Here is a 26,170-nt window from a genome sequence, read left to right on the forward strand (position 1 = left end):
CAGATGGTTTAAGACAACCCCGGTTACTCCGTCAGCGGAGAAAACCGGGGTTTATTTGTATAGAAAGGAGGCTGCCTTTCCGGAATCGTCAAGGCTTTGACAGCATATGTAAGCGCTTCATATTAATCACTTGAAAAGGCGGTTATATTGATGAACGTAATGTTGAAACGAATCCTTGCGGGAGCGGCCATCGCCACGATGCTCGCTGGAGCCCAGCTTACGCCTGCGGCACCGATGAGACTCGCTTCCGCCGCGCCTGACACGGCGGTCGGGAACAAACAGAATTACAGCACGGACGTCATCTACCAGCTCTTCACGGACAGGTTCTCCGACGGCAATGCCGCCAACAATCCGACGGGAGCGGCCTTCAGCTCCGGCTGCACCAACAAGCGGGTTTATTGCGGAGGCGACTGGCAAGGCATCGTCAACAAGATCAACAACAACTACTTTACCGGCATGGGCGTAACGGCGCTCTGGATTTCCCAGCCTGTGGAGAACATCTACTCCGTCATCAACTACTCCGGGGTGACCAATACCGCCTATCACGGCTACTGGGCCCGCGACTTCAAGAAGACGAACCCTGCCTTCGGCAGCTTCACGGACTTCCAGAACCTGATCAATGCCGCTCATGCCAAAGGCATCAAAGTCATCATCGACTTCGCGCCGAACCACACCTCTCCGGCCATGGAGACGGATACTTCCTTCGCCGAGAACGGCAAGCTCTACAACAACGGCACGCTGCTCGGCGGATATACCAATGATACGAACGGCTTCTTCCACCATAACGGCGGCTCTGACTTCTCCACGCTTGAGAACGGCATCTACAAAAATCTGTATGATCTGGCGGATCTCGAGCAGAACAACAGCACGATCGACACCTACTTCAAGGATGCGATCAAGGTGTGGCTCGATCTCGGCATTGACGGCATCCGCGTCGACGCGGCCAAGCATATGTCCATGGGCTGGCAGAAAAACTGGCTCGCCTCCATCTATGGGTACAAGCCGGTCTTCGTCTTCGGGGAATGGTTCATGGGCTCGGCCGCCGCAGAGGCGGACAACACCAAGTTCGCCAACGAATCCGGAATGAGCCTGCTCGACTTCCGCTTCAACCAGGAAGTCCGCAGCGTCTTCCGCGACGGCACGGACACGATGTACGGCCTTGACGCCATGGTCGCTGCGACCGGCTCCGACTACGCGCAAGTATCCGATCAGGTCACGTTCATCGACAACCATGACATGGAACGCTTCAAAACCGGTTCCTTGAGCAACCGCCGTCTCGAGCAGGCGCTGGCGTTCACGCTGACCTCGCGCGGCGTACCGGCGATCTACTACGGCACCGAGCAATATATGACTGGCGGCACGGATCCCGACAACCGCGCCATGATGCCGTCGTTCTCCACGACGACGACAGCATACAAGGTCAGCGGCCTGCTGGGACCTCTGCGCAAGTCCAATCCGGCCATCGCTTACGGCACGACCCAGCAGCGCTGGATCAACAACGACGTCTACATCTATGAGCGCAAATTCGGCAACAATGTCGCGGTCGTAGCCGTCAACCGCAACCTGTCCACGGCTGCATCCATCAGCGGCTTGGCCACCTCCCTCCCGGCGGGAACCTACAATGATGTTCTCGGCGGACTGCTTGGAGGCAACAGCATTACGGCGGCATCCGGCGGAGCTGTCGGCACATTCACCCTGGCTGCAGGCGGTACGGCCGTATGGCAATATACGGCGGCGGCGACAGCTCCGGTCGTCGGCCATGCCGGGCCGGTCATGGGCAAGCCCGGCAACACGGTCACGATCGACGGCCGCGGCTTCGGCTCCTCCAAGGGCACCGTATACTTCGGCAGCACGGCCGTAACGGGAACCGGCATCGTCTCCTGGGAAGATACCCAGATCAAAGTCACCGTTCCTTCCGTCGCCGCAGGCAGCTATGGCATCAAGATCCGCACCTCCGGCGCGGTCGACAGCAATGTGTACAACGGCTTCAACATCCTGACCGGCAATCAGGTCTCGGTCCGCTTCGTGGTGCAGAATGCGACGACGGCGTTTGGAGAGAACGTCTACCTCTCCGGCGGCGTATCCGAGCTCGGCAACTGGGCTCCAGCCGCCGCCATCGGACCGATCTTCAACAAGATCCTATACGCTTACCCGACTTGGTATTACGATGTCAGCGTGCCGGCAGGCACCGCTCTCCAGTTCAAGTTCTTGAAGAAGAACGGAACGGCGGTCACTTGGGAAGGCGGCTCCAATCATACCTTCACGACTCCCGCTACCGGAACGGCGACGGTTGTTGTGAACTGGCAATAGCTTTTCGGCAAGACAAAAAACCCGAAGTGCGGCCCCAACCTGGGTCCCTACTTCGGGTCTTTCGTTTTTTCCTAGAGCTTGACGAACTGTCCGGTTTTCTGGGATTCAAAGGCTGCCAGAATGACCTGCAGCGACTTCAAGCCCTCTTCCCCCGAAATCGCTGGAGGCGTGTTCGTGACGATGGAATCCACGAATGCATCGATGACTCCGCTCGGCACTTGTTTCTCGTTCGTCGCCATGGCGCCGACCTTGTAGGTTTCCACCAAACCGTCGACAGGCTCGACGATGACCTCGTCGCCGTCCACCGTGCCGATCTTCATGACGCCGCGCTCGCACCACAGCACCGTGCTGTTGTCTCCGCCTTTGTACTGCGTCCAGCTTGCGACCAGCGTTCCGATCGCTCCGCCCTTCATGCGCAGAAGGCAGGCGGCGTTGTCATCCACGTCCGTGCCTTCCTTGTCCAAGGTTCCAATAAATCCGGCGACTTCCGCCACCTCGTCGTTCAGCAAATACCGGATGAAATCGGATTTATGCACGCCGAGATCGCCCATGGCGCCCATGATGGCTTCGTCCTTGCGGAAGAACCAGCTCTCCGCGCCGTCCACGCTCCAAGCCTCCGGTCCGGGATGGCCGAAGGACGTGCGGAAGGTGAGCACCTTGCCCAGCTCTCCGGAATCCAGAATTTCCTTGGCTTTCACATGCGGAGGCATCAGGCGCTGATTATGTCCGACCATCAGGAAAACGCCGTTGCTCCGGGCGGCCTCGATCATCCGCTCCCCTTCCTCCAGCGTCGTAGCCATCGGCTTCTCGACCAGGACATGCTTGCCTGCGTTAGCGGCTGCAATCGCCATGGAGGCATGAAGATGATTGGGCGTGCATACGCTCACCGCGTCCACGTCCGCTTGGGCGAGCAGCTCCTCAAAGGAAGCAAAGGCTTGGCCGCCATAAGTTTCGGCCATGTTCTCGGCCCTCTCCAGAATAGGATCAGCGAATGCGACCAGCTCTACGTTCTCGTTGGCGGCATACTCCGGAATATGTCGGCGCTGGGCGATGGCGCCGCAACCGATGACAGCGATTTTGATTTTGCTCACAGCTTATGTTCCTCCTTTATTAGACGTTCAAGTAGTTGCTTTTCAGCCATTCGTAGCTATTCGAGATGCTTTCCAGCGGCGGATTCTGGCAGACGTCCTGCTCCACGATCAGCCACTGCACGCCCGCTTCGGCTGCAGCCTCGATGACGGCAGGCAGATCAACGGAGCCTTGTCCCAGCTCCAGCGTTTTCATCTGCCCCTGCTCATCCGCGCTGAAATCCTTCAAGTGCAGCAGCGGCAGGCGACCGGCGTAGTTGCCGATATACTCGACCGGATTCCGGCCTGCGAATTGAACCCAGCATACGTCCATCTCGACCTGAACCGCTTCAGGTGTCGTCTCCTTGAACATGGCGTCGAAAGCGTTGTCGTCGCCGACTTGGCCATGGAACTCGAAATCATGATTGTGGTAGCCGAAAATCAACCCCTGCTTGCCGGCTTCAATGCCGAATTCCTGCAACTCGGCGAAAAGCCGGCTCCATTCCTCGCCGCTTTGGGGACGGTCCTCCGGCATCAGATACGGGCAAATCATGTATTTGGCGCCGATCGTCTTCAGATAATCGATTTCTTTTTGCAGATCCTGGCGCAGAGCTTGCAGGGAAACGTGGCTGCTGAAGCCCTGCAGGCCCAGCTCGTCAAGCAGCGCTTTCATTTTATCGGCGCTCAGATCGCCGTAACCGGCGAACTCGACACCTTTGTAGCCAAGCTCCGCGACTTTGCGAAGCGTGCCCTCAAAATCTGCAGCGGTTTCATCCCGCAGCGTAAACAATTGAAGTCCAATGTTAAGTTTTTCCATACTGGTAAGCTCCTCTGCATACATGTTTTATTCTCTGGTTTCATTCTAGGGGATTACAGCCTAAAATGAACATATACAATCTCCTTAGAACATGAACGATTTGCTCGGAATTCCAATGGGAGGGTTTCTTTTTGGACACATCTTTGCTTATCTGCGACTATTCAAATCATTATAAACCCTTTACTCAGGACTTGAAGAGCGGGCTGCAGCACTACCTTTTCCGCCTTCAGACCGAAGGCGCCTGCCAGGTCTTCTCTGGCGGCCAGGAGTATATCCTGAACGGAGGCGATCTGCTGCTGCTCCGGCCCGGGGACGATTACCATCTCGTCGTGGGGGAGCCTTTAAGAAAAGGACGCTTGTCCAGCGCAGATTATTATCTGTTTTGCCAAGGCTCATGGATTGATGTCTGGTGGGATCGGAAGGTCCGCCCGACGGTCAGCCGGGTCGGATCCGACGACAATCTGATCGGCTTGTGGCGCAGCCTTATGCTGGAGAAGCGCCGGGGCTCATTGGAGGGAAATGACGAGCTGAAGGACGTTCTACTGCGCAGCCTTTGCCTGTCTGTCGACCGGGCCATCGCCGAGAATGTGCAGACGGACCGCAAGGGCATGGCGACACTGAGAATCAAAAGATTTATTGAAGAGCATGCCATGGCCACCTTCAAGCTCGAGGAAGCCGCCGCTTACGGAGGCCTCAGCTTGTCGCGAGCCGTGCGGCTGTTCAAAGAGCATTATGGCAAGACCATGATCCAATACGCGATTGAGATCCGCCTCAATGCTGCAGTGGAGCAGATCAAATACAGCGAGCTTAAACTGGAGCAGATCGCCGAGGCTTGCGGCTTCGCCAGCTACTCTTATTTTCACCGGGTGTTTCGCGCCCGCTTCGGCATCTCGCCCTACCTCTATCGCTCTCAGCAGTCGCTGGCCGGATTGGAGCTCGAACGGGACTAGATCCAACTGGAAGGACCGGATCGCGAAGCTCCGGTATCCTTCTTTTAAAGAATGAAGAAGATCAAAGCTTCTCCAAGTACCAGTACGATTAGTGAAATCAAGTATTCCTTAGACGGCTTTTGATACTTCCAGTCGATAAAAGTCTGAAAGCCCTGGCCAAAGAAAAGAAATGCCATCCAGAGCCACTTCTTGCTGATGTCCTGATCATTTAAAAGCAACAGGATGATAAGGATGAACGCCAAAAACACGAGAATGGCTTTTCCCCAACCATCCGCTCTTCGGCCTGAGCTCGACAACTCTTCTTTCGGAATTCGAAAGAGAATCGCCCTGAGGAACCAATGCGTCAACGAAAGAGCTAGAACAATCCTAATAATTGGCTCCATCAAAAGCCACCCTGTCCAGACCTAGCTTCAAGCTGCGACTATCACACGGGCATGTCTTTCTCGACGTAATTTCCTACTTGTTCTCAAGCTTGCTTTACATTCGCACGAACCGTTCGGTGAGCTGCGGCTGCAGCCAATTTCCTTCTTTGAACGGTTTATTTCCTTAGATTATGTTCATTTTCATATTCCATATTTCTCTCCGCAACCGCTTTTTTATATCTTGCCGCTGCATGCGGGAAATAAAGTTCAATCAGCAAAATAAGGCTGCCTCCAATCATAAACAGGATGGAAACAAGATTTGCCGCATATCCTCCTGTTTCTCTCAACGCTGTTCCATATTTCCCTGGAGGTGTCGACCATGCCGTAATGTGGGGAAGATACATGGCCGCCGCAAGATGCACCCCTGAATAAAGCAGTACTCCGCTTAACAGAATAAATCCGCCTGCAAGAACCCTTTTCACCCCATCCACAACCTTCCGAATAGAATCCCGAATCCGGCAGCAACTATCAACGGCAGGTACATGAAACCAAACCTCAAACATAAGACCGGAATGTGGTTTTACATAGGATCCGCTATTTGAGGGAACTCGTAGGATCTGGTTGATTATCGGACATAGGATCCGCTATTTGTGAATTATTATTGGGATCCAAATATTGCAGAGGGGAATAACGGAACGTATGTCCGATAAATGTGAAATTGGCTTCACAGCGGCTAAATAGCGGATCGTATGTCCGATAGCAGCTACATAGTGGTGGACCGCTCATTTTGCTTATTCCGCCGCTCTCTCCGTCCAGGATGCTCGCACATAACCTATTTTCATTCCCAAGCGCTCCATATTTTTATGGCTTTGAGATTGAAATGAGCACTGGCTGACGACTAGCTTGCAATCGTTCATCAAGGCTTCTTCTATTCGTCTCTTCAATAAGCTTTGATGCAATCCCCGATTCCGGTATTGGGGCAAAGTAGCCGCAAAGGTCAAGGATGCCTTTTTATCCTTGCAGAACATCACGCCGGCCGCTGCCGGAACGTCATCCAGGCACGCGATAAAGAATTTCCATCCAGGTCGATAATACAAAACCTTATTATTCTCCAAAACATATGGGATGCCCTCATCGGACAGCCCTGTTCCTCGGCAATGAATCGCTGCATACAGCTCTAACTGATCTTCTCCGCATTCCAACAAGGTGACGCCATTGGAATAACCATCCGGATAGGTCTGAGGTTCACAGACCATTGAAGTGTGAAAGCCGGATTGATAGAAGCCCCGATCAGACAATCGCCGGAGGAAGCTCTGATCCACCAACGAAGGAATCACTTCGAATCGAGGTGTTCGAGCTCTTGCTCTATAGAATTCGGTTATGGGCTCTATGGCATCAATGTCTTCCGACCTCAATCCTTTAATCGTATTGAAGGCCGCCCAGGTCATGGTCTTGCTGTAATAGCAGACTGCATTCCCGAATCGCTGAATCTCGATTCCTTCCGGATTTCCGGGTCGAGCCTGGATGGCTGACATCCGATCCGTCATGTACTCAATCTCAGCATTCTCAATGTCCTTGATCTGTTCTAGGGATGGCAAAATGAAAGACATATGTCACCTCGGTTCGTTCGCTTATCATTTATCATTAAGATTCGTTACTTCCTCTGTATAGAATCCACCACAAAGCTCTGAGCCGATTTCGTCAGTAACAACTGATATGCAGGCGGATTCAAGTTCTGTGTTGCTCTTAATTGGAATTATATACCAGTCCATATTCTGTGGCACTAAAAAAATAAGCTGCCGCATCACCGAAAGAAGCTTCCCGATGATTTGCCCGAGACTGCCGACCATAACAGCGTTTTCTATATTGGGCAACCAATCATGCCCTTCACTAAAGAAACAAAATGAATCCAAACGTGCTGCAGGCGGTACATGCACAAGTTCCCCAAAAATAAACATCAAAAAGGGGTACCCACAATAAATGCGGATACCCCTTATATTAGAGGTCAATCCATATTTGGAAATTCAACAAAATCCATTGAAAATACGGCATGCTCCGCGTTCAACAAGCCGATGGTCAGCCTTCCGCCCGGTTCAGCCAAAACTCTTCGCATTCTTTCGAGCAAAATTGATTGTGCTCCTCATAGCAGTCCGGACAGACGATGTGCTGTTTATGGCAGAAGTCGTTGGCACAATTAATGTAACGATCCTCCGGTTTTTCGCAATGGTGGCATTTGCCGACAACGACGGGTTCTACCTGGTTGACGGGTACCGAAATCCGCTCATCGAACACGTACATTTTGCCATCAAACAGCTTTCCTTGAACTTCGGGATCTTTTCCGTACGTGGCGATTCCACCGTCCAGCTGATACACCTCATTAAAGCCTTCGTTCATGAGGAAGCCGGACAGCTTTTCGCAGCGGATCCCCCCTGTACAATAGGTCAAAATGGGCTTGTCTTTGAATTGCTCCATGTTTTCGCGAATCCATTCCGGAAATTCTCGGAACGATTCGACATCGGGACGGATCGCTCCGCGGAAATGGCCGATATCGAACTCGTAGTCGTTGCGGCCGTCCAGGACGATGACGTCGTCCTTTTGAAGCATTTCAAAAAACTCTTTCGGTTTCAAGTGCTTGCCCGTTTTTTCGTTCGGGTTGACATCGTCTTCGAGCCGGAAGGTAACCAGTTCCTTTTTCGGCCGGACGAACATTTTTTGAAAGGCATGATTGTCCGCATCGTCAATTTTAAAAACGAGATCGCGAAACAACGGGTGCTCATGCATGTACCGCACATAGGCGTTCGTCTGATCGACGGTGCCGGATACCGTGCCGTTAATACCTTCAGGGGCAACAAGAATACGGCCCTTCAGCTCAAGATTTCTGCAGAGCTCTCGATGCTCCTGAGCAAATCCTTCCGGATCTTCTATCGTCACGTATTTGTAATACAGCAAGATGCGATACGGCTTCTCCCCTTCGGCTGAAGGCTGATATACGAACCGCGGATCTGCCGCTGGGTATGTTCTAGAACTCATTTCCTTATCTTCCTCCTGATCTATACTCGCTAACGATTTCGATGCGTCATTATAAATATTGTATCATTTTTTCGAACGTCGTGAACCTTTCCGGTTGTCTCGAGGTAAGTTGTAGAACCTGTCGTTACTAGTGATACGGTTCTCCGCAATGTATCTAAGCACAAAGTACAACTTGACCATAAAATCTACATCAGGATATAAAGTGAAAACCACTCCTGACAATGGAGTGGTTTCTTTGAGTAGAACTTCTCTTTTATTACACTATCGTTCTCCGTTACTTTAATGAGTTTTCTCTACACATGATTGCTTCAAATATATTGCTTGATGATAGGTCTTACCTTTCTCTAGTTGCCTTATTCGTTTAAAAGGCAGATTAGTTAATTCGTCCTTCTTCTTTTAATATTTGTTCGAAGGCCCAGACCACTTCCTTATCATAATGAGAGCCAGCCATTCTCTTAAGTTCATCTATTGCAAATTGTTCTTTAAACGCTTTCCTATAGGCCCGATCTTCTGTCATGGCATCAAATGTATCACTTACTGCAATAATTCTTGCTTCCAAAAGAATATCATCTCCACTTAATCCATAAGGGTAGCCACTGCCATCTAACCTTTCATGATGCTGTTCAATAATAGGAGCCAGCTCCTGATAATAAGAGTTAATTACCATTCTTGCTCCATCTATAGGGTGTTTTTTTATAATTTCAAATTCTTCATTCTCTAATCTTCCTGGTTTATTTAATATCTCAATTGGCACATGAATTTTACCAATGTCATGCAGCACAGCTGCCACTGTCAAATTCTCTAATTGCTCTTTACTTATATGTAATTTTTTAGCTATTTTCACAGAATACTTTGCCACTCGATCACTATGTCTATGAGTATATCTATCTTTTATTTCTACTTGTTTCGTAATTTCCATAAGGGAGGAAAGATCCTTACTAATATGAACAAAGTTTTTTCCGTAAAAACACATAGTAGGGTTACTTTTGTAAGAGCGGTAAAGTGGATTGGGTCTTGAAGTCCTCTGGCAGTAAAATAATCTTCGGGACCTAATATATGCTTAGCATTATCAAACTCACAAACGACTTGACCAGATAATATTAAATAAAACTCCAAAGCATTAACGTTATCGCTGGGATAAATGTAGAATAATTTCCCCTCTTGAATGGTTTGGTTTAATATTTCAACACCATCCCCACGGGAAATCAAACTAAACTCGAAATTATTATCAAATTTCACTGTTTCTAAAGAAGATCCTTTTTTTCCAATCGAAAAACCTTCCATGGTATCCCACCTTAAAAAAGATAAAAATGAGTTCGAATTCAAACTCATTTTTATTGTCTTACACATTTATATTTGATTGTTAGTTTAAAATTAACAGCCCACTACTCTTATCGGATCAATCCATACCCACTTGTCAGCAAAACGGACAAGCTTCCAGCTGCATTCAGCTTGAACACCCAATTCAGCAGCCTTTTTGATTGTCTCTGCTGACATCTTAAGGGTTTCATCATAAACCTCAGTAATGATTTTTTCAAGCTCGCTCGTAAACTTTTGTGTTTTTTCTTGATACTTTTCCGATCTCTCATTTAACTTCTTATTTAGTTTACTAATCTTTTCTTCTATTTTTTTTGAATCTTTATCTTCTGCTGTTACTAGCTGAAAAGTGGCATCCATAATATCCTGATTGATATCTGTAATTTCATTATCAATTTTTGTTTGTTCATTTTCAAGCTCAGCAGTAATTTTTGCTAATTTTTTGTTTAATTCCTCTTGTTTTTTCACATCATTTTGAGCTGCTGCTAAGTCAGTCAAAACTTTTTCTTTATCTTTTTTTAATTTAACTACTTGATCTCCTTCTTCAATTTTACGAACTTCAAGAAGGTAATCAGCTTGTAACTTATCAGCTTTTTTTACTGAACTATTAATTTTTTCATCAATTTCCTTGTTTGTCTTTTCAATTAATTTCATTGCTTGTTGAACATCAACCTTTTCTGCTGCAAAAGCTTGAGATCCTACTCCTAAGAATAGCGCAGCTGAAAATAAAATCGATAAAACTTTTTTCATACTACTACCCCTCTCAACTTTTAATTTTCAAAGAAAAATGACCCACTGATATAAAAGGGGCTTTTCCATTTGACAACTCGCTGGATAATAGATATGTACTTTAGTCCATGGGCCTTTTTACCTACCATAATTATACAGGGTATAATTTCCTATGTCTATGTCTATTATTCTAATATTTTGACGATTTCAATATGAAGTGCGACACCTAGAAAACAAAAGACCCATGCTGGTTTCATGTAAAATGGAGTGACCAGACGACCATTCTCTACAGGAGAATCCAACATGAGCTACTCTCTTCTTAGCCTAATTGAACGCGGGCAAATAGAAGCTCTGTATCGGCTAGGCTGGTCATTCCGGAAGATAAGTCATGAGCTAGGCCGACATCCCTTTACGATCGCATGCCAACTCAAACTCGGCCGTCAGCAGAATGCTATAAGCCTCAGTCCGCCGAGCAGGCGTACCATGAGCGGAGAGCTTTGAGCGTAGGACACGACTTCGCTTCTGTTATGGATAAGCAACTCGCGGATGCCCTTCATCTGATTAACAACCGCCCCAGGAAATGCATGGGCTGGAAGTCGGTTCACGAAGCCTTCATGGACGAGGTGTCGCACTTAGACTGACAATTCGTCAAATAAAAAGCTTGCTGTGCTGCAAGCCTCTTCAAAAAATTACTAATTCCTTATTATCTTCTCTTTCGGATCAACGAACCGTGGCTGTGCAAATCCACAATTCGCCGAGCGATGTGATGATTCGGATGTTTAGGGAAGTGCTTGGTTATAAGACTCCGTAGTCCAACCTAAGCGAGCTCGCCCGCGACGATTCCGAGCCTAATCTCCAGCCTGCTTCCTGCCGGGACCTTGCCCGTCGGCGCGTCGTAACCACTAACCAACTTGAACTAGGCTTCTTACTGCAGTTCATAAATCACGCTCGGCACAAATGTGGAAGTCTTCGCCACACATGGTTCCGTCGACCGCACCGTGACGGGCTCGCTGAGCCTCGGTGTGCCTCAGCTGGTTGTTGAATGTGTTCTTGTCTGTGGACCAGCTGGTTCAGTCCTCCGCTTGCAGCACCGAACCGGCGTCGGGGTCGGCTCGGGCTCCGGCGTCGGAAGCGGTTCTGCCGACGGCGGCTGCGGGGTCGGGCTCTTGGCCTGATCATTCGATTTAGATCCCCTTCTTGAATGGAAAAAAAAATCATTCTTAGTCTGTGCTTAAACCAAAAAAATCCCCATGCGCCGGATCGCTTTTACAAAGCGTTCCCTGCATGGGGATCATCGTGAGCTGCATGAGCAGCTTATTAGCCGGCCATGTTGTTGACCGCGTCTCCAAGCGACAGCACGGAGACGTGGTCTACCTTGCCGGTCGAGTCGGAAATAGGGGGAATCAGACAGGCCCTGTTCTAACCTTATTTCATGCCCGAAATATTGTAATTCTCGATGATATGCTTCTGGAAGAAGACGAAGATGATCATGATCGGAACGACCATGAATGCCGCTCCCGCCATCTGCAGAGCGAAGTTGGTGGCATGCTGGCCCTTCAGCAGCGACAGGCCGACCGAGAGGGTATACAGCTTCTCGTCGTTGGCGATGATGAGCGGCCACAGGAAGCTGTTCCAGCCCCCGATGAACGTGAGGATCGCCTGCACGGCCAGGATCGGCTTGGACATCGGCAGGACGATCTGGGCGAACAGCCGGTATTCGCTTGCCCCGTCGAGGCGCGTCGCCTCCATGATCTCATCCGGCAGCGTCGACATGAACTGGCGGAACAGGAAGATGCCGAAGGCGCTCGTGAAGCCCGGCAGCACGATGCCGAGCATCGTGTTGGTGAGGCTCACGCTGTTCAGGATCAGGTAGACCGGAATCATCGTCACCTGGCCCGGAATCATCATCGTGGCGAGCACGAGCAGGAACATTTTCTCGCGTCCCTTGAAGCTGTACTTGGCGAAGCCGAAGCCGGCCATCGCGTTCAGCAGCAGCCCGACGAAGGAAAACAGCGTGATAAGCAGCGTATTGGTCAGGTACGTGCCGAAGTCCATCTCGGTGAACAGCTTGCCGAAGTTGTCGAGCGTGAAGGCTTCCGGCCACAGAGTCGGCGGAATGCGCTTGATCTCCCCTTCTGTCTTGAAGGAGGAGAGCAGCATCCAGATGAACGGCAAAATCATCGCGACGCCGAATACGGTCAGCACGATGCCGGCGGCCCACTGCTGCAGCTTATCCCGCGAGCGGCCGGTCGGGGCTGCCGATTGCGCTTGTTTAGGTGTCAAGGACATGACGGTAAGCCTCCTATTCCTCGGCTTGCTTCCGCTGGAGTCTCAGCTGGAGCAGGGTGACGGCGATAATGATGAAGAAGAGCACGAACGATCCGGCGGCGGCATAGCCGAAGTTGCTGAACTGGAAGCCGTTCTGGTAAATGAACAGAGACGCGGATACGGTGCCGTTGAGCGGCCCGCCCTGGGTCATGACGAAAGGCTCTTCGAAAAACTGCAGCCAGCCGATCATCGTCGTCACGCTGACGAAGAAGATGGCGAAGCGCATCATCGGAATCGTGATCCGGGTCAGCTGCTGCCAGTGGCTGGCGCCGTCCAGCTGCGCCGCCTCGTAGTACGAGCGGTCGATGCCCTGCAGCGCCGCGATGAAGATGATCATGTTGAGGCCGATGCTCCGCCACAGCGCCAGCAGGATGAGCGACAGCTTGGCGATCGTCGGGTCGGTCAGCCAGGCCACCTTGCCGAAGCCGAGCGACGTCAGGACGTAATTGAAGAGGCCGATGCCCGGATTGTACAGATAGCTCCAGACGACGGCCACTGCCACGACGTTCGTCACGGACGGCAGGTAATAGACGACCCGGAATACCTTGAACGCGCGCGAGCGTCCGAAGTTGATCAGCAGGGCTGCCCCGAGCGAGCAGGCAATGACGAGCGGCACGCCGATGACGACGTAGAACAGCGTGTTGCGCAGCGCCAGCAGGAAGACGGGATCGCCCAGCACATCGGCATAATTCTGCAGGCCGACGAACTTGATGCTGGAGTAGTTGGCCAGTCCCGCCAAGTCCATGTCGGTCAAGCTGATGTAGACCGCGACAAGAATGGGCAGCAGGGAGAACACGGCTAGCAGGATGAGGGTCGGGCCGATGAAGACGTACGGCGCAGCCCTTGAAGGTCCTTTCATCCATCTCACTTCCTTTACGGGTCCTGACGGAAGGCGGAGTGCAGATCAGCCGGCTGCCGGAGATTCCGGCAGCCGGCCCCTGGCCGTCAGCGATTTATTTGTCCAGCAGCTGCTGGGATTGCGCGTTGAAGTCTTTGAGCTGGGCATCGATATTTCCGTTCGCGCGGTAGATCTGCTCGAATGTTTTAACGAAGTTCTGGGAGATGTTGTCCCAGGCTTTGACCAGCGGCATCGGCTCGGCGTTTTTCAGCTGCTCGCCGACAACGCTCATATTGGCATCACCGCTCAGCTGCGGATCTTCCCATGCCTTCATGTTGGCCGGCAGCTCGCCGGTCTGCTTCATCCATTCCAGCTGGTTTTCCGGCTTGCTCAGGAAGGAGACGAACTTCATCGCTTCCGCCTTGTGGTCGGTGAAGTTGAATACGGTCAGGTTGGAACCGCCCAGCGAGCTCATGTTGTTCTCCTTGGCAGGAAGAACGGCCGTCGCCCATTTGCCGTCGATGTCCGGAATCTGGTCCTTGATCGTCTTGATCATCCAAGGTCCGCTGATGAACATCGGCACCATGCCGTCGCCGCCGAACGTCTGGGACGTATCGAGGCCGAGATCGACCGGCGCGTATCCGTTCTTGAAGAAGCTGTCCAGATAAGCGACCGTGTCGCGGTATTGCGGCTGGTCGAATTGCGCTTTGTTGTCCTCGATCAGCTTGGCGCCGTTCTGGCGGGCGAACATGAAGCTGAGCGTCGGCTCCTTCGGATCGAGTCCGATTCCGTATTTGTCCTTGCCTCGCTCGGTCAGCTTCTTGGAGGCGTCAAGCAGCTCATCCCAGGTTTTCGGAGCCTGGTCGTAGCCGACGGACTTCAGCACGTCCGTTCGGTAGAACAGGATTCGCGTTTCAGCCAGCCAGGGCACGCCGACGGTTTTGCCGTCGAACTGGGTGGAGGTGACGGTACCCTTGAAGAAATTGTCCGCTGCAAGCTCGGGGTAGCTGCCGAGGTCGGCCGTCAGATCGGCCAGAGCTCCAGCCGCGGCGAACTCCGGCATCCAGGTCGTGCCCATCTGCAGCACGTCGGGACCTTTCTTGGAAGCGACCGCCGTCAGCAGCTTGTCGTGGGCGCTGCCCCAAGGGATCGCCTGAACCTTGACCGTGACGTTCGGATTCTCTTTGGTGAAGGCGGCTGCCATCTGTTCCATCGGCTTGCTGCTGTCTCCCATCGCCCATACGGAGAGAGTGACCTTGCCTCCGTTAGCGGAGTCGCTGCCGCCCGAAGAGCATCCCGCCAAAGCGGTTCCTGCGAGCATGACGGCCGCGATGGCGGCGCTTGCAGTTTTCGTTTTCATTTGTATTTCCTCCCCTGGTTAAGTTGCCCTATGCTCTATTGAAACGTTTCGAATTGAATTATAGATCAACTTGAAATCGCATTCAAGGCTTTTTTGATGAAGATTTTTCTCTTCATATATAGCCGAAAGGGGCAGCCTCTCCTCAAAAAATCCGCTTACATTGATTTTCAATAAAGGTTTGACTTCATTTCCCACCTTTGTTTATACTCGGATTACATGTTGTCGAAACGTTTTTATTATCTATTTTCCGGATAAACAGGCGTTTCTTGTCTATCGAAAGGAGGAAACACCCCATGCCTACCCCGCAAACAAATGTTCAGCCAGCCTTGTGGAGACTGGAATCCGGGTCTTTATCCTTCGCCTTCCACACTTCCGGCGACCTGTATGAGGCGCTCGGCGGCGGAATGATGCTCAACCAGCTCTTGTCCAGCCCGCTGGACGGATCGCTCAACAATCTGTACCTGCGGATCCGCCGTCCGGGCGGCTTCTCCATCCATCCTCTGCTGGGCGTCTCCTCGAGAAGCGCAGTCAGCCGCCAAGGGCAAAGAATCACCTGGAGCGGCACCGCGGAAGAAGTGGCGTACGAAGTCTCCTTCCTGCTGTCCTCCAGCGACAGCTGGTTCTGGGAGGTCAAGCTCGACTCCGCCGGCGTCTCCCTGCAGACCGATGTCATTTACGGCCAGGATATCGGCCTCGGCGCTCCGGCGGCAGTGCGCAGCAACGAAGCCTACTGCTCGCAGTACATCGACCATTCGGCCTACCGCGACGAGCGTTGGGGCTGGAGGGTCTGCTCCCGCCAGAACCAGCCGCAAGCCGGATCGTTCCCTTACATGCAGCAGGGCTGCCTCACGGGAGCCGAATCGTACTCGACCGACGGCTTCCAATTTTTCGGCCTCTCCTTCAAGGACAGCCACCGGCCCGAGGCGCTGAGCCTGGAGCGGCTGCCCTCCGAGGTCTACCAATACGAATTCGCCTACACCGCTCTGCAGTCGAAGACGCTTGATCCGGCGAATGGCGCTGAGGCCGTCTTCTACGGGATGTTCCGGGAGCATCATCCGGAAGCCGTCACGGAAGCAGGATATGCCGATCAACTGGAGGAAGCCTGGCAGGAGGCCAGCCGCCTGCCCGCTGCAGACGGCCCTGCCGTGCCGGTGCCGCTCCGCTCCGCCGATCTCGGCGATCCGCTGCTCTCCCGGCCGCTGGCGCCAGCCGAGATTGCGCAGCGTTACCCGGTCCGGCTGGAGGAAGAATATTCAGATGGCGAGCTGCTGTCCTTTTTCACCCCGGATTACGAGCATGTCGTGCTGAAGGCCAAGGAGCTCTCCATGGAGCGGCCGCATGGCCATATCCTGATGAGCGGAGCTCCGGACCGGGCAGCAGCCGAGATGCTCACCACGACCGCTTATATGTACGGAGTGTTCCACTCCCAGCTGGTCGTCGGGAACACTTCCTTCAACAAGCTGATCGGCCATGTACGCAGCGCTCTTAACGCCGCTCATGCTTCCGGCTTGCGCCTATACGCCGAGGTCGACGGACAATACCGCCTGCTGGCGATGCCTAGCCTGTTCGAGATCGGCTTCAACTATGCCCGCTGGCTTTATGTTCTCGATGACGACACGCTGGAAATCACGAGCTTCGCAAGCTCTTCCGCGCCGGATGCCGTGCTGGAAATCACATCCGCCAGCCATCAGCCCCGCCGTTATCTGGTCACGGCGCAGATCACGATGAACGACCGCGACTACGAGCTTCCGTACGAGCTCCGGCAGCAGGACGGCAGCCTCATCGTCTCCGCCTCCGAAGGATCGCCGATCCGGGAAGCATACCCGGCCCTCTCCTACCGCATCAACGCGCAGGGCACCGAAATGGTCCTCAAGGATGAGCGGAGGCTCATGCCCTCCCTTACTCCAGGCGCCGCCCCTCTGCTCGTGCTGGAGACGGCTCCTTCGGCAGCCTGGAGCCTCCGCATCGGAGGCCGGCTGAACGGCTGGGGAAGCTCCGAGCCGGACCATGCCGAGCCTCTGGTCTTCGAACGCGAAAAGAACAGCTACCGCGCCGGCATGGCAAAGCTTATGAACAACTTCCGGCTGGAGCATCCGCAGGACATCCCCTCCGTGCGGCGCCTCGACATGCTGGCGTGGTGGTACACGCACAACATGCGGGTTCATTTCGCCGTTCCGCACGGGCTGGAGCAATATGGCGGCGCCGCCTGGGGAACGCGGGACGTCTGCCAGGGGCCGGCGGAATATTTCCTGGCGGTGCAGCATTACGAGGCCGTGAAGGATATTATCCGAACCGTCTACGCCCATCAGTACGAGGCAAGCGGAGGCTGGCCGCAATGGTTCATGTTCGACCGCTATTACCGCGTCCAGCAGGAGGAAAGCCACGGCGACATCATCGTCTGGCCGTTGAAGCTGCTCGGCGACTATATCGCCGCGACCGGCGACCTCTCTATTTTGGAAGCCGAGCTGCCTTATACCGAAGATGACACCTTCGAGCCTACGCAGCAAAAACATTCCCTGTTCGATCATGTCATCAAGCAGATGGACTACATCCGCTCCCGCTTCCTGCACGGCACGTCCCTCTCCTCCTACGGAGACGGCGACTGGGACGATACGCTGCAGCCGGCGAGCGCTGAGCTGCGCGCCTATATGGTCAGCAGCTGGACCGTCGCGCTGACCTATCAGGCGGTCCGGCAGCTCGGGGGCTTGCTGGCCCCTGCTGATGGCGGAGCCCGCTCCTCCGCGCATGCCGCCTTCGGGGCAGGACTGCTGAAGCTGGCGGAGGGCATCCGCGAGGACTTCCACCGGTACATGAATCCCGACGAGGTCATCCCCGGATTCCTCTACATGGAGGACGCCCAGCATCCCGACAAGTGGCTGCACCCGTCGGATGAGCGCACCGGCATCCAGTACCGCCTCCTGCCGATGACGCGCAGCATGATAGCCGGGCTGATTACTCCGGAGCAGGCCGAGGCGCATTACGCGCTGATCAAGCGCGAGCTGAGCTTCCCCGACGGCGTGCGCCTGATGAACCGGCCCGCTGCCTATGAGGGCGGCGTCAGCACCCTCTTCAAGCGCGCGGAGCAGGCATCCAACTTCGGCCGCGAGATCGGCCTTCAGTACGTCCACGCCCATATCCGCTTCATCGAGGCGATGGCCAAGCTGGGCAAGCCTGACGAAGCCTGGCAGGCGCTGCAGGTCATCAACCCGATCGGAATCGTCGATTCGGTTCCGAATGCGGAGCTTCGGCAGAGCAACGCCTACTTCAGCAGCTCCGACGGACGCTTCGCGACCCGGTACGAGGCCACAGCGCGCTTCGAAGAGCTGCGGCAGGGAACCGCCGCCGTCAAGGGCGGCTGGCGCATCTACTCCAGCGGCCCGGGAATCTATATGAACCAGCTCATCTCGAACGTGCTCGGCATCCGCGTGGCGGCAAACGTCCTGCAGCTGGATCCCGTCCTCCCTGCCGAGCTGGACGGCATGAGCTTCCGCTTTGCGGTCTCAGGCCGCTCCGTGCGAATTCTCTACTCCCTTGCCGGCAGCGGCGGAGAAATCCGGCGCATCACCGTCAACGGCGAGGAAGCGGCATTCGGCCGTATTGCCGGCTCCTACCGCAGCACCGGGGCGGAGCTGCCGCTGGCGGGGCTGGAGTCGCTGTGGCTGTCCGATGCCGAGGCCATGAACGAGATTGTCATCGAAGCCTGAGGCGTGCCGATAGAGAACGCTTACGAATAGGAAAGTTGTGGTATAGTTGAAAAAAAAACCTTCTCCAGGAGGAATCTCGGTGGTCAGCATCAAGGATATCGCCAAGCAGGCCGGAGTGTCGATATCGACGGTCTCTTATGCGCTGAACGGCAGTCCGAAGGTCACATCCGAAACCAGCGCCAAGATTCTGGCCATCGCCAAGGAGCTGAACTATATTCCCAATGCGGCGGCCCGCCAGCTCAAGAAGCGGGAATCCCGGATCATCGGGGCGTTCCTGACCGACTTCACGGGCGCATTCTACGGCGATCTGCTGCAAGGAATGAAGGAAGTGCTCAACCGCAAGGGCTATGACCTGATCGTCTGCAGCGGCATGCAGTCGCATCGCCTGCTGCCGGAGCGGATGATCGACGGAGCCATCATTCTCGACTCCACCTTCTCGGACGAGGAGCTGCTCGACTATGCCGACCGCGGGCACAAGCTGGTCGTGCTCGACCGGGAACTCAATCATCCCGCCGTGAATCAGGTGCTGCTCGACAACAAGGCCGGCGCAAATCTCGCCATGGACTATCTCATCGGCACGGGGCACCGCAAGCTGTACGTCGTGACCGGGCCGGCCGACACCTTCGACTCGCGCCAGAGGATGATCGCCGTCCGGCAGACGCTCGACCGCCATCCGGAGCTGGAAGCCGTCATTATTGAAGGCGACTTCAACAAGGGCTCGGGCGAGGAAGCCGGACGCATCATTCTGGAGCGGAACGAAGGCCCGGCAGGCGTATTCTGCCTCAACGACGAAATGGCCATCGGCCTGTACAATTACGCTGCCAGCAAAGGCGTCCGGATCGGCGAGGAGCTCTCGCTCGTCGGCTTCGACAACATCGACCTGACCCAGTATCTCGAGCCTCGCCTCGCCACCATCGATTACTCCAAGTACCGGTGGGGAGCGATGGCGTCGGAACAGCTGCTCCGAATCATAGGCGGCGAAGAAGTCGAGCATGAGCGGATCTACGTTTCTCTGATCGAGGCCGAATCCGTGCAGCGCCGTTCGGCCGACTGACCGGCACCGCCCGGCAGGCAGAATGGCGGTGCGCAGGTCGCCATTTTGATCCGCATCGACATGCTCGCTGCTTTCCTTTCCGCTGTTGCCGGGCGGAAAGGAACAAAGGCAGCATTCCGTTCGGCTCCGTCAGGAACAATGCAGCAAAGAGCAGCATCCCGTTCGGCTCCGGCCGGAAGGGATGCTGCCTTTTTTTCGCAGCCAAATGTTATTTTAAGGATAAGGAACCGTAATATTGCTCATCCTACCTATACCAATCATATAGGAAATCAGGTGAGGGGATGACGAATCAGACGCTTGCAGGGACCTCCGGTGCGCTCAGCCCCGCCCTGAATATCAATGCCGGGATCATCCATGCCGCATTCGGCAGCAGCCCCGACCTGATCCATCGGGACTTCCAAGCCAGCCTCAGCGATGACACTTCCGTTGAAGGCGCCGTCTGGTACATCGATGGGATGTCCAATTCCACCTTCATGATGCAATCGCTGTTCTCGCGCGGCGGCAGGCATTCCGACTGCGCGACCGTAGAGGAATGGCTCCTTTATTACAGAACCCGGGTCATCACGGAAGGCTCCGTCAAAATGCTCCATACGTTCGAGGAGCTGTACGACAAGCTCCTGGACGGCCACAGCATCCTCATGCTGGAGGGCTCCCCCTCCGCCCTGTCGGTTGCGACGAAGGAAGTGAAGGCCCGCTCCGTCGAGGAGCCGAACGTGCAGTCCGTCGTACGCGGCCCGCGCGAGGGCTTCACGGAGGTGCTCGGCTGGAATACGGCGATGCTGAGGCGGAAGATCGCGAATCAGAATCTGTGGTTCGAGTCGATGACGCTCGGCACCGTGACCAATACGGCGGTGGCTGTCGCTTATGTGAAGGACCTTGTCGCTCCCGCCGTTCTGGATCAGGTCAGGGAACGGCTATCGCAGATCGAGATCGACGGAATTCTGGAGAGCAACTACATCGAGGAATACATCCAGGACAAAACGTTCACTCCGTTCCCGACCATCTTCAATACGGAGCGGCCTGATGTGGTCGCCGCCGCGCTGCTGGAAGGCCGGGTCGCGATCATGGTGGACGGCACCCCCTTCGTGCTGCTCGTCCCGGCTCTCTTCAGCCAGTTTTTCCAGTCCAGCGAGGATTACTATCAGCGAGCGGATTTCAGCACGCTGATCCGCCTGCTCCGGTTCGCATCTTTTTTCCTGGCGACGCTGACTCCGTCGTTCTACATCGCGATCTCGACGTTCCACCAGGAGATGCTGCCGACGACGCTGCTGTTCAACCTGGCCAGCCAGAGGGAAGGGGTGCCGTTCCCGGCATTCATCGAAGCGCTCATCATGGAAGTGACCTTCGAGATTCTGCGGGAAGCGAGCGTGCGCATGCCCAAGACGGTCGGCCAGTCGATCTCCATCGTCGGCACGCTCGTCGTCGGCCAGGCCGCCGTCGATGCCGGACTTGTCAGCGCGGCGATGGTCATCGTCGTGTCGATCACCGCGATCGCCAACTTTGTCCTGCCTGCCTTCAACATGGGCATCGCCGCCCGCATCATCCGCTTCGGACTGATGCTGCTGGCAGCATCGTTCGGACTGTATGGCGTCTTCCTCGGCATCATCGCCATCGTGCTGCATCTGTGCAGCCTCCGCTCCTTCGGAGCGCCATACATGTCCCCGATGGCTCCTTTCATCATGGGCGATCAAAAGGACACGCTGTTCCGGATCACGATTCCGCGGATGAAAAATCGGCCCCGCAGCCTCCACCCGCAAAAGCTGAGGAGGCAGAAATGATCCGGATGCTGCGTATCTCCAGGCTCGCGCCTGCACTGCTCTCGCTGCTGCTTCTCATGCCTCTCGCCGGCTGTTGGAGCCGCCATGAGCTCAACGATATCAGCATCGTCGTCGGCATGGGCATCGACAAGAAGAACGGCCTCTACCAGGTATCGGCTCAGATCGTGAACCCGGGACAGGTGGCCCAGAAGAAAAGCGGCGGCGGAAGCTTCAGCCCCGTCGTCACCTATCAGGCCAGCGGGCTCACCATTCCGGACGCTCTGGCGCGGATGACGGTCAAGGTATCGAGAGTAATGTACCTTTCCCATCTGCGCATTCTCATCCTCGGGGAGGAAATCGCACGCGGCGGCATCAGCAAGCCGCTCGACTTCATCTCGCGCAACCGGGAGCTGCGGACCGACTTCTATCTCATCGTAGCCAAAAACGCTTCGGCATCGGAAATCCTGGACATGTACAGTCCGATCGATCCGATTCCATCGAACAGCTTGTTTACGAAGCTGGAAACGTCGGACAATACCTGGTCGGCTACGAGCAAGGTCACGGTGGACCGGTTGATCCAGAATTTATCCAAGGAAGGCAAAGGTCCGGCCCTGACGACGATCGAGCTCGTCGGCAAGCCGGCGGAAGGCGAAAAAATCTCGAGCGGACAAGATATTAATCCGGCTGTCTTGCTGAAATATGACGGCATGGCCGCCTTCAAATACGATCGGATGGCCGGATGGATGGATGAGAATGATGCCCGCGTGCTCAACTTCATCCAGAATTCCATGTACATGACCACTCTGACCGCCCCGTGCCCAAGCAGCAAAGGACTCGTCTCCTATCAGGTGCTGCGCTCCCATGCGAACATCCGCTCCCTTTCCCCGGACGAATTCGAGGTCGTGCTGCATACGCAGCAGGACATCTCGGATATCGGCTGCCGGCTGGACATTACCGATCCGTCCACCTTGTCCGCTCTGACCAAGGCGGTCGACGAGCAGATCGAGGCCATGATGAACAAAACGATCCACAAGCTGCAGAAGCAGCTGAAGGTCGACGTGTTCGGCTTCGGAGACGCTCTTCACCGGCAGAATCCGAAGGAATGGCACAAAATCAAGGACTGGGATCGGGAGTTCGAAACGGTGAGGGTTAAAGTAACGTCCGTCAGCACGATCCGCCGGATCGGCACGACGATCAAGTCCATGGAAGATGAGATCCAGAAATAGGAGGATGGAGAAATGTGGCTGTGGTTTGGAATTGCAGGAGCCTGGCTGCTGACGGGCCTGCTGGATCTTCCCGCCCTGTGGAAAAAGGGCAAGAAGAAGGAAGCCGTCGGAGTTGCGGCGGTATTGACCGCGGCTACGGCCGGCAGCCTGGCATGCATCTTCATGCCCGTCCCGCCCAATCCGCTGATCGGAATCGCAATGGTCATTTCCGGCTATTCCAAAGCCTTTTACGCCCTGTTCACCTGAGAGGAATGAGACGATGCCGCAAGATCAAATGATATCCGTCCGCGCGTTCACCATTCTGACCGTCTTCTTCACGATCGGAACTTCCATTCTGATCGCTCCCGCCGGCCTGGCGCTGGACGCGAAGCAGGACGCTTGGCTGGCATCCATGATCGGCGTCGGCATCAATCTGGCGACGGTTGCGCTCTATGCGGCGCTGGGAAGGCTGCGCAAGGGCGAGTCGCTGGTCCAGATGTGCCGGAGCGCGCTCGGCAAATGGGCAGGCGCCCTGGTCGGCGTGGCGTTCGCGGCTTTCTTCTACCTGCTCGCCTCCATCATGGTAGGGGATCTGGGGTATTTCATGACGACTCAGAATTTGCCGGAAACGCCGATCGAGATTTTGCAGCTGCTGTTCGTCGGCATCGTGGTGTACGCCGTCCGCCTCGGAAAAAGCGCCTATTCCCGCGCGGCCGAAATATTTTTCCCGTGGCTGATGCTCTTGTTCGCCCTCTTGTTTCTATCTACCATCCCCAAAATGGATATCCATAATTTCGAGCCTGTCATGGAGTACGGACTCATGCCATCCATCAAAGGCGGGGTTTCCTTGTATGGACTGCAGGAGATGATCGTGCTGACGATGCTCTACCCCCACATCCGGAAATCGGGCAGCAAGACAAAAGCGTATCTGGGCGGAACTCTCGTAGGAGGCGCCGTCCTAGTCCTGACGACTGTAAGCAGCATCGGCGTGCTCGGTTATGCCGTGACGTCCAACCAGCTATTTCCCGCCTACACCTTGGCCAAGAATATCAGCATCGGCCATTTCCTGGAGCGGATCGAGGCGATCATAATCCTGATCTGGGTCTTGTCCATCCTGATCAAGATCGTCCTGGCGTTCGATGCGGCCGTCATGGGCTTCGCCCAGGTATTCGGAATCAAGCAGCAGGCAGCTTTCGTCATCCCGCTCGGGCTGGGACTGGTCGTGCTCGCCCAGATGTGCTATCCCAACACCGTGTTCGTCCAGGATTTCCTCGCCAAAAACTGGAGTCCCTTCGCCTCGATCTTCCTGATCTATCTGCCTCTGCTGCTCTATGGCATCCTATGGATCCGCTCCAAAATCGAAGCTGCGGGGAGCGGCTGAACGAAAAAGGGTCTTCCGGCTGCCATGATCATCTCGCCGGAAAGGAGAATCGCCGGCATCGCCATGCGGCTTCAGTCCTCCAGCCGGCTGACATCGACATGCACGTCCAGCTCCTGGGCGCCGCTGCCGATATACACGCCCTTGAAGGGAACGATGTCCCGGTAATCCAGGCCATGTCCCAGCTTCACGTAACGCTCCCCGATCGGAGAGGCGTTGGTCGGGTCGAAGCCGCGCCATCCCGCCGACGGAATATAAGCTTCGACCCATGCATGCGAAGCCTGCTCGAAGTCGGCATTGCCGCCCCTCAAATCCCCGACGAAATGATAGCCGCTCACATAACGGGCCGGTATGCCTTTGAACCTGCAGCAGGCCAGCATCAGATGGGCGAAATCCTGGCAGACGCCGCGCCGGAACTCCAGCAGGTCGGCAGCCTTCGTATACACGTTGGTCGCCTCGGGGTCATAGATGAATTCCGCCTGGATGTCGGCAGACAAGCTCTCCAGCCAGCCCAGCACTCCGGTATCTTGCGGATCGCGGGCATCGGTGAAGGCCGAGATGGCCGGGGACAGCTCGGTGTATCCCGTCGGCAGCAGATACTCCGCGAACCGGTCGAGCGCTTCATCTCCTCGCAGCCAAGCCCATGCCTTCTCTGAAGGCATGGCAGCCGCTGCTCCAGCCGCAGGCGGCTCCTTCGTCGTCACAACCGTGGCCGTCCTCACCGTCAGCATCGTATGAGGCGCATTGACGGTGAAGGCATGCGCTTTATTGCCGAAATAGTCCTCATAGGCGAACATCGGGGCGTTGGGCTCGACCGAAATGCTGTGCTGATGGCAGGACTGGCGCTCGTCGGTAGCCGGCGTAAGCCTGATTTCATTGACACTGTCCGTAACCGGATCGGCATAGCGGTAACGGGTCATGTGGGAAATATGAAGCTTCACGCGCTGGCCTCCCCGATCCGAAAAAACGCCGATTCCATGGCGGAGCCCAACTGCCTGCATTGTTCGAGCAGATGGGCCGGAATTCGCCCTTCGCCGTCGAGCAGCAGATCTTCCCGCTCCAGGCAGGCCAGATCCGCCTTCGCCCGGCCTGAGCTTCGCGCGATCCGTCCATGCAAAATCCGAAGCTGCTTATCTTGAAGCTCCAGACTGCACAGATGCTCATCCATCTTATGCAGGGCGTAATGGACGGAGCGGGGAAAAGCCGGGTTGAGCATGACGAATTCCACGATGCTCTCCACGCCGAACCCGTCGGCATGGTAGCGGCGGAAGGCGTCGTAGCCGCTGATGGATCGCAGCACCGCCTGCAGGTAAGGATAGGCTTCAGGACCGTTCCAGCCTCCTCCGGGCACCCAGCCGCGCACAGCCTGCAGGATGCGCAGCGTATTTTCCATCCGCTCCAGATGGCGTCCGCATTCCATGAAGCGCCATTCATTCTCGCGCGGCATGACGGAGTGGCTGTACCCCTGGAACAGGCTTGCCCAATCCTTCATCCGGCGGAAAAAGAGATGCGGCGCTTCCTCCCTCCAGCCCGCCTCCTGCCGCTCCCGCAGCCACAAGTACATGCCGTTGACGGTATCCCACAGCTCGCCCGGCATCTTCTCCCGCAGCGTCCGCAGGTTGGCCCTGGCGCTGCTGACGCAGCTCAGGATGGAATTGGAGTTGTCCCGGTCCATCGTGACGTATTGGAGCACGTTTTCTTCCCGGTAAGCCGCGTATCTCTCCTCATAAGCTTCCCGGCTGCCGATGGAGCTGACGACAAGCGCCCATTTGCCCGCCGATTCGACCTCCGCCCTCAGCTCATCACCGCCCTTGTTCTCCGGACTGCCCTGGAGATGGTACAGGACATCGACAAGACGGGCGTGATTTTCCGTGCGCTCCATATAACGTCCGATCCAGAACAGCGCCTCCGCATTGCGGTTCAGCATGCCGCATCATCCTTTCCGACTCGATTGTTTCCAGGTT

24 protein-coding genes and 1 pseudogene are annotated in these 26,170 nt (G+C 55.1%); 10 read left to right on the top strand and 15 right to left on the bottom strand.

The window, feature by feature from the left end; all coding sequences use genetic code 11:
- The first annotated feature begins 198 nt into the window (after positions 1-198).
- Positions 199-2,310: an alpha-amylase family glycosyl hydrolase gene (locus ACLBWT_RS14195; RefSeq protein ID WP_447663985.1), complete on the top strand. Its 2,112-nt coding sequence runs from the start codon at positions 199-201 to the stop codon at positions 2,308-2,310.
- Between the two features lie 71 nt (positions 2,311-2,381).
- Here ACLBWT_RS14195 and ACLBWT_RS14200 read toward each other — a convergent pair whose 3' ends face one another.
- Both ACLBWT_RS14200 and ACLBWT_RS14205 read right to left on the bottom strand, forming a co-directional pair.
- A complete protein-coding gene (locus tag ACLBWT_RS14200) occupies positions 2,382-3,401 on the bottom strand; it encodes a Gfo/Idh/MocA family protein (protein ID WP_447663812.1) in 1,020 nt (339 codons plus the stop codon).
- A 19-nt stretch (positions 3,402-3,420) separates the two neighbouring features.
- Positions 3,421-4,194 (bottom strand): sugar phosphate isomerase/epimerase family protein, encoded by a 774-nt coding sequence (locus ACLBWT_RS14205; RefSeq protein ID WP_447663813.1) that lies wholly within the window; start codon positions 4,192-4,194, stop codon positions 3,421-3,423.
- 131 nt (positions 4,195-4,325) lie between these two features.
- On the opposite strand from ACLBWT_RS14205, the gene ACLBWT_RS14210 reads away from it, so the two are divergent.
- The gene (locus ACLBWT_RS14210; protein WP_447663815.1) at positions 4,326-5,144 is read left to right on the top strand and encodes a helix-turn-helix domain-containing protein; all 819 of its coding nucleotides are present in this window, start codon (positions 4,326-4,328) and stop codon (positions 5,142-5,144) included.
- Between the two features lie 44 nt (positions 5,145-5,188).
- Here the strand turns inward: ACLBWT_RS14210 and ACLBWT_RS14215 are convergent, their stop codons facing one another.
- The 8 genes from ACLBWT_RS14215 to ACLBWT_RS14250 all read right to left on the bottom strand — a co-directional run bounded on the left by ACLBWT_RS14215 (position 5,189) and on the right by ACLBWT_RS14250 (position 10,603).
- Positions 5,189-5,527 (bottom strand): DUF4181 domain-containing protein, encoded by a 339-nt coding sequence (locus tag ACLBWT_RS14215; protein ID WP_447663817.1) that lies wholly within the window; start codon positions 5,525-5,527, stop codon positions 5,189-5,191.
- Positions 5,528-5,682: 155 nt separating this feature from the next.
- Positions 5,683-5,988 (bottom strand): hypothetical protein, encoded by a 306-nt coding sequence (locus tag ACLBWT_RS14220; protein WP_447663819.1) that lies wholly within the window; start codon positions 5,986-5,988, stop codon positions 5,683-5,685.
- Between the two features lie 309 nt (positions 5,989-6,297).
- Positions 6,298-7,116 carry a GNAT family N-acetyltransferase gene (locus tag ACLBWT_RS14225; protein WP_447663820.1) on the bottom strand — a complete coding sequence of 273 codons (819 nt, stop codon included), beginning with the start codon at positions 7,114-7,116 and terminating at the stop codon, positions 6,298-6,300.
- A gap of 24 nt (positions 7,117-7,140) precedes the next feature.
- Positions 7,141-7,464 carry a hypothetical protein gene (locus ACLBWT_RS14230; RefSeq protein ID WP_447663821.1) on the bottom strand — a complete coding sequence of 108 codons (324 nt, stop codon included), beginning with the start codon at positions 7,462-7,464 and terminating at the stop codon, positions 7,141-7,143.
- Positions 7,465-7,582: 118 nt separating this feature from the next.
- A complete protein-coding gene (trhO, locus tag ACLBWT_RS14235) occupies positions 7,583-8,536 on the bottom strand; it encodes an oxygen-dependent tRNA uridine(34) hydroxylase TrhO (protein ID WP_447663822.1) in 954 nt (317 codons plus the stop codon).
- 373 nt (positions 8,537-8,909) lie between these two features.
- The gene (locus ACLBWT_RS14240) at positions 8,910-9,455 is read right to left on the bottom strand and encodes an HD-GYP domain-containing protein (RefSeq protein ID WP_447663823.1); all 546 of its coding nucleotides are present in this window, start codon (positions 9,453-9,455) and stop codon (positions 8,910-8,912) included.
- A complete protein-coding gene (locus ACLBWT_RS14245) occupies positions 9,434-9,820 on the bottom strand; it encodes a hypothetical protein (RefSeq protein ID WP_447663824.1) in 387 nt (128 codons plus the stop codon). Before ACLBWT_RS14245 ends, ACLBWT_RS14240 begins: the two co-directional genes overlap by 22 nt.
- A 90-nt stretch (positions 9,821-9,910) precedes the next feature.
- Positions 9,911-10,603, bottom strand: coding sequence for a hypothetical protein (locus ACLBWT_RS14250; protein WP_447663825.1), 693 nt, complete (start codon positions 10,601-10,603; stop codon positions 9,911-9,913).
- A 282-nt stretch (positions 10,604-10,885) separates the two neighbouring features.
- Between ACLBWT_RS14250 and ACLBWT_RS14255 the strand changes: the two genes are divergently transcribed.
- Complete coding sequence (locus tag ACLBWT_RS14255) at positions 10,886-11,083, top strand: helix-turn-helix domain-containing protein (RefSeq protein ID WP_447663826.1); 198 nt, start codon at positions 10,886-10,888, stop codon at positions 11,081-11,083.
- Positions 11,084-11,088: 5 nt separating this feature from the next.
- Positions 11,089-11,223: pseudogene (locus ACLBWT_RS14260) on the top strand (IS30 family transposase); the annotation flags it as partial.
- Between the two features lie 784 nt (positions 11,224-12,007).
- Here the strand turns inward: ACLBWT_RS14260 and ACLBWT_RS14265 are convergent.
- The 3 genes from ACLBWT_RS14265 to ACLBWT_RS14275 form a co-directional block, all read right to left on the bottom strand.
- Positions 12,008-12,871, bottom strand: a complete 864-nt coding sequence (locus ACLBWT_RS14265) for a carbohydrate ABC transporter permease (protein ID WP_447663827.1) — start codon at positions 12,869-12,871, stop codon at positions 12,008-12,010.
- Between the two features lie 13 nt (positions 12,872-12,884).
- Positions 12,885-13,769: a carbohydrate ABC transporter permease gene (locus tag ACLBWT_RS14270; RefSeq protein WP_447663828.1), complete on the bottom strand. Its 885-nt coding sequence runs from the start codon at positions 13,767-13,769 to the stop codon at positions 12,885-12,887.
- A 94-nt stretch (positions 13,770-13,863) separates the two neighbouring features.
- Complete coding sequence (locus ACLBWT_RS14275; protein WP_447663829.1) at positions 13,864-15,108, bottom strand: extracellular solute-binding protein; 1,245 nt, start codon at positions 15,106-15,108, stop codon at positions 13,864-13,866.
- Positions 15,109-15,401: 293 nt separating this feature from the next.
- Between ACLBWT_RS14275 and ACLBWT_RS14280 the strand changes: the two genes are divergently transcribed.
- From ACLBWT_RS14280 to ACLBWT_RS14305, 6 genes are all read left to right on the top strand, one after another.
- The gene (locus tag ACLBWT_RS14280) at positions 15,402-18,812 is read left to right on the top strand and encodes a GH36-type glycosyl hydrolase domain-containing protein (protein WP_447663830.1); all 3,411 of its coding nucleotides are present in this window, start codon (positions 15,402-15,404) and stop codon (positions 18,810-18,812) included.
- A gap of 79 nt (positions 18,813-18,891) precedes the next feature.
- Positions 18,892-19,866 carry a LacI family DNA-binding transcriptional regulator gene (locus ACLBWT_RS14285; protein ID WP_447663831.1) on the top strand — a complete coding sequence of 325 codons (975 nt, stop codon included), beginning with the start codon at positions 18,892-18,894 and terminating at the stop codon, positions 19,864-19,866.
- 281 nt (positions 19,867-20,147) lie between these two features.
- Entirely contained in the window at positions 20,148-21,644 is a 1,497-nt protein-coding gene (locus ACLBWT_RS14290; RefSeq protein WP_447663832.1) for a spore germination protein, read from the top strand.
- Entirely contained in the window at positions 21,641-22,849 is a 1,209-nt protein-coding gene (locus ACLBWT_RS14295) for a Ger(x)C family spore germination protein (RefSeq protein WP_447663833.1), read from the top strand. Before ACLBWT_RS14290 ends, ACLBWT_RS14295 begins: the two co-directional genes overlap by 4 nt.
- Positions 22,850-22,861: 12 nt before the next feature.
- Complete coding sequence (locus ACLBWT_RS14300; protein WP_447663834.1) at positions 22,862-23,095, top strand: hypothetical protein; 234 nt, start codon at positions 22,862-22,864, stop codon at positions 23,093-23,095.
- A gap of 13 nt (positions 23,096-23,108) precedes the next feature.
- Positions 23,109-24,209 (top strand): GerAB/ArcD/ProY family transporter, encoded by a 1,101-nt coding sequence (locus ACLBWT_RS14305; RefSeq protein WP_447663835.1) that lies wholly within the window; start codon positions 23,109-23,111, stop codon positions 24,207-24,209.
- A 71-nt stretch (positions 24,210-24,280) separates the two neighbouring features.
- On the opposite strand, the gene ACLBWT_RS14310 is transcribed toward ACLBWT_RS14305, so the two are convergent.
- Together ACLBWT_RS14310 and ACLBWT_RS14315 are read right to left on the bottom strand one after the other, a co-directional pair.
- Positions 24,281-25,147 (bottom strand): transglutaminase family protein, encoded by an 867-nt coding sequence (locus ACLBWT_RS14310; protein WP_447663836.1) that lies wholly within the window; start codon positions 25,145-25,147, stop codon positions 24,281-24,283.
- Positions 25,144-26,133 carry an alpha-E domain-containing protein gene (locus ACLBWT_RS14315; RefSeq protein WP_049867921.1) on the bottom strand — a complete coding sequence of 330 codons (990 nt, stop codon included), beginning with the start codon at positions 26,131-26,133 and terminating at the stop codon, positions 25,144-25,146. The genes ACLBWT_RS14310 and ACLBWT_RS14315 overlap by 4 nt, the downstream gene beginning before the upstream one ends.
- Positions 26,134-26,170: the final 37 nt, after the last annotated feature.

It is taken from the genome of Paenibacillus sp. D51F, from assembly GCF_053345695.1.

Excerpts from the sequence above, each read along its gene's own strand:
- trhO (WP_447663822.1), bottom strand. The coding sequence starts at position 8,536 with ATGAGTTCTAGAACATACCCAGCGGCAGATCCGCGGTTCGTATATCAG.
- ACLBWT_RS14315 (WP_049867921.1), bottom strand. The coding sequence starts at position 26,133 with ATGCTGAACCGCAATGCGGAGGCGCTGTTCTGGATCGGACGTTATATG.
- ACLBWT_RS14195 (WP_447663985.1), top strand. The coding sequence starts at position 199 with ATGCTCGCTGGAGCCCAGCTTACGCCTGCGGCACCGATGAGACTCGCT.
- ACLBWT_RS14245 (WP_447663824.1), bottom strand. The coding sequence starts at position 9,820 with ATGGAAGGTTTTTCGATTGGAAAAAAAGGATCTTCTTTAGAAACAGTG.
- ACLBWT_RS14290 (WP_447663832.1), top strand. The coding sequence starts at position 20,148 with ATGACGAATCAGACGCTTGCAGGGACCTCCGGTGCGCTCAGCCCCGCC.
- ACLBWT_RS14305 (WP_447663835.1), top strand. The coding sequence starts at position 23,109 with ATGCCGCAAGATCAAATGATATCCGTCCGCGCGTTCACCATTCTGACC.
- ACLBWT_RS14255 (WP_447663826.1), top strand. The coding sequence starts at position 10,886 with ATGAGCTACTCTCTTCTTAGCCTAATTGAACGCGGGCAAATAGAAGCT.
- ACLBWT_RS14265 (WP_447663827.1), bottom strand. The coding sequence starts at position 12,871 with ATGTCCTTGACACCTAAACAAGCGCAATCGGCAGCCCCGACCGGCCGC.
- ACLBWT_RS14250 (WP_447663825.1), bottom strand. The coding sequence starts at position 10,603 with ATGAAAAAAGTTTTATCGATTTTATTTTCAGCTGCGCTATTCTTAGGA.
- ACLBWT_RS14205 (WP_447663813.1), bottom strand. The coding sequence starts at position 4,194 with ATGGAAAAACTTAACATTGGACTTCAATTGTTTACGCTGCGGGATGAA.
- ACLBWT_RS14240 (WP_447663823.1), bottom strand. The coding sequence starts at position 9,455 with ATGGAAATTACGAAACAAGTAGAAATAAAAGATAGATATACTCATAGA.
- ACLBWT_RS14300 (WP_447663834.1), top strand. The coding sequence starts at position 22,862 with ATGTGGCTGTGGTTTGGAATTGCAGGAGCCTGGCTGCTGACGGGCCTG.
- ACLBWT_RS14225 (WP_447663820.1), bottom strand. The coding sequence starts at position 7,116 with ATGTCTTTCATTTTGCCATCCCTAGAACAGATCAAGGACATTGAGAAT.
- ACLBWT_RS14270 (WP_447663828.1), bottom strand. The coding sequence starts at position 13,769 with ATGAAAGGACCTTCAAGGGCTGCGCCGTACGTCTTCATCGGCCCGACC.
- ACLBWT_RS14295 (WP_447663833.1), top strand. The coding sequence starts at position 21,641 with ATGATCCGGATGCTGCGTATCTCCAGGCTCGCGCCTGCACTGCTCTCG.
- ACLBWT_RS14275 (WP_447663829.1), bottom strand. The coding sequence starts at position 15,108 with ATGAAAACGAAAACTGCAAGCGCCGCCATCGCGGCCGTCATGCTCGCA.
- ACLBWT_RS14215 (WP_447663817.1), bottom strand. The coding sequence starts at position 5,527 with ATGGAGCCAATTATTAGGATTGTTCTAGCTCTTTCGTTGACGCATTGG.
- ACLBWT_RS14280 (WP_447663830.1), top strand. The coding sequence starts at position 15,402 with ATGCCTACCCCGCAAACAAATGTTCAGCCAGCCTTGTGGAGACTGGAA.
- ACLBWT_RS14230 (WP_447663821.1), bottom strand. The coding sequence starts at position 7,464 with ATGTTTATTTTTGGGGAACTTGTGCATGTACCGCCTGCAGCACGTTTG.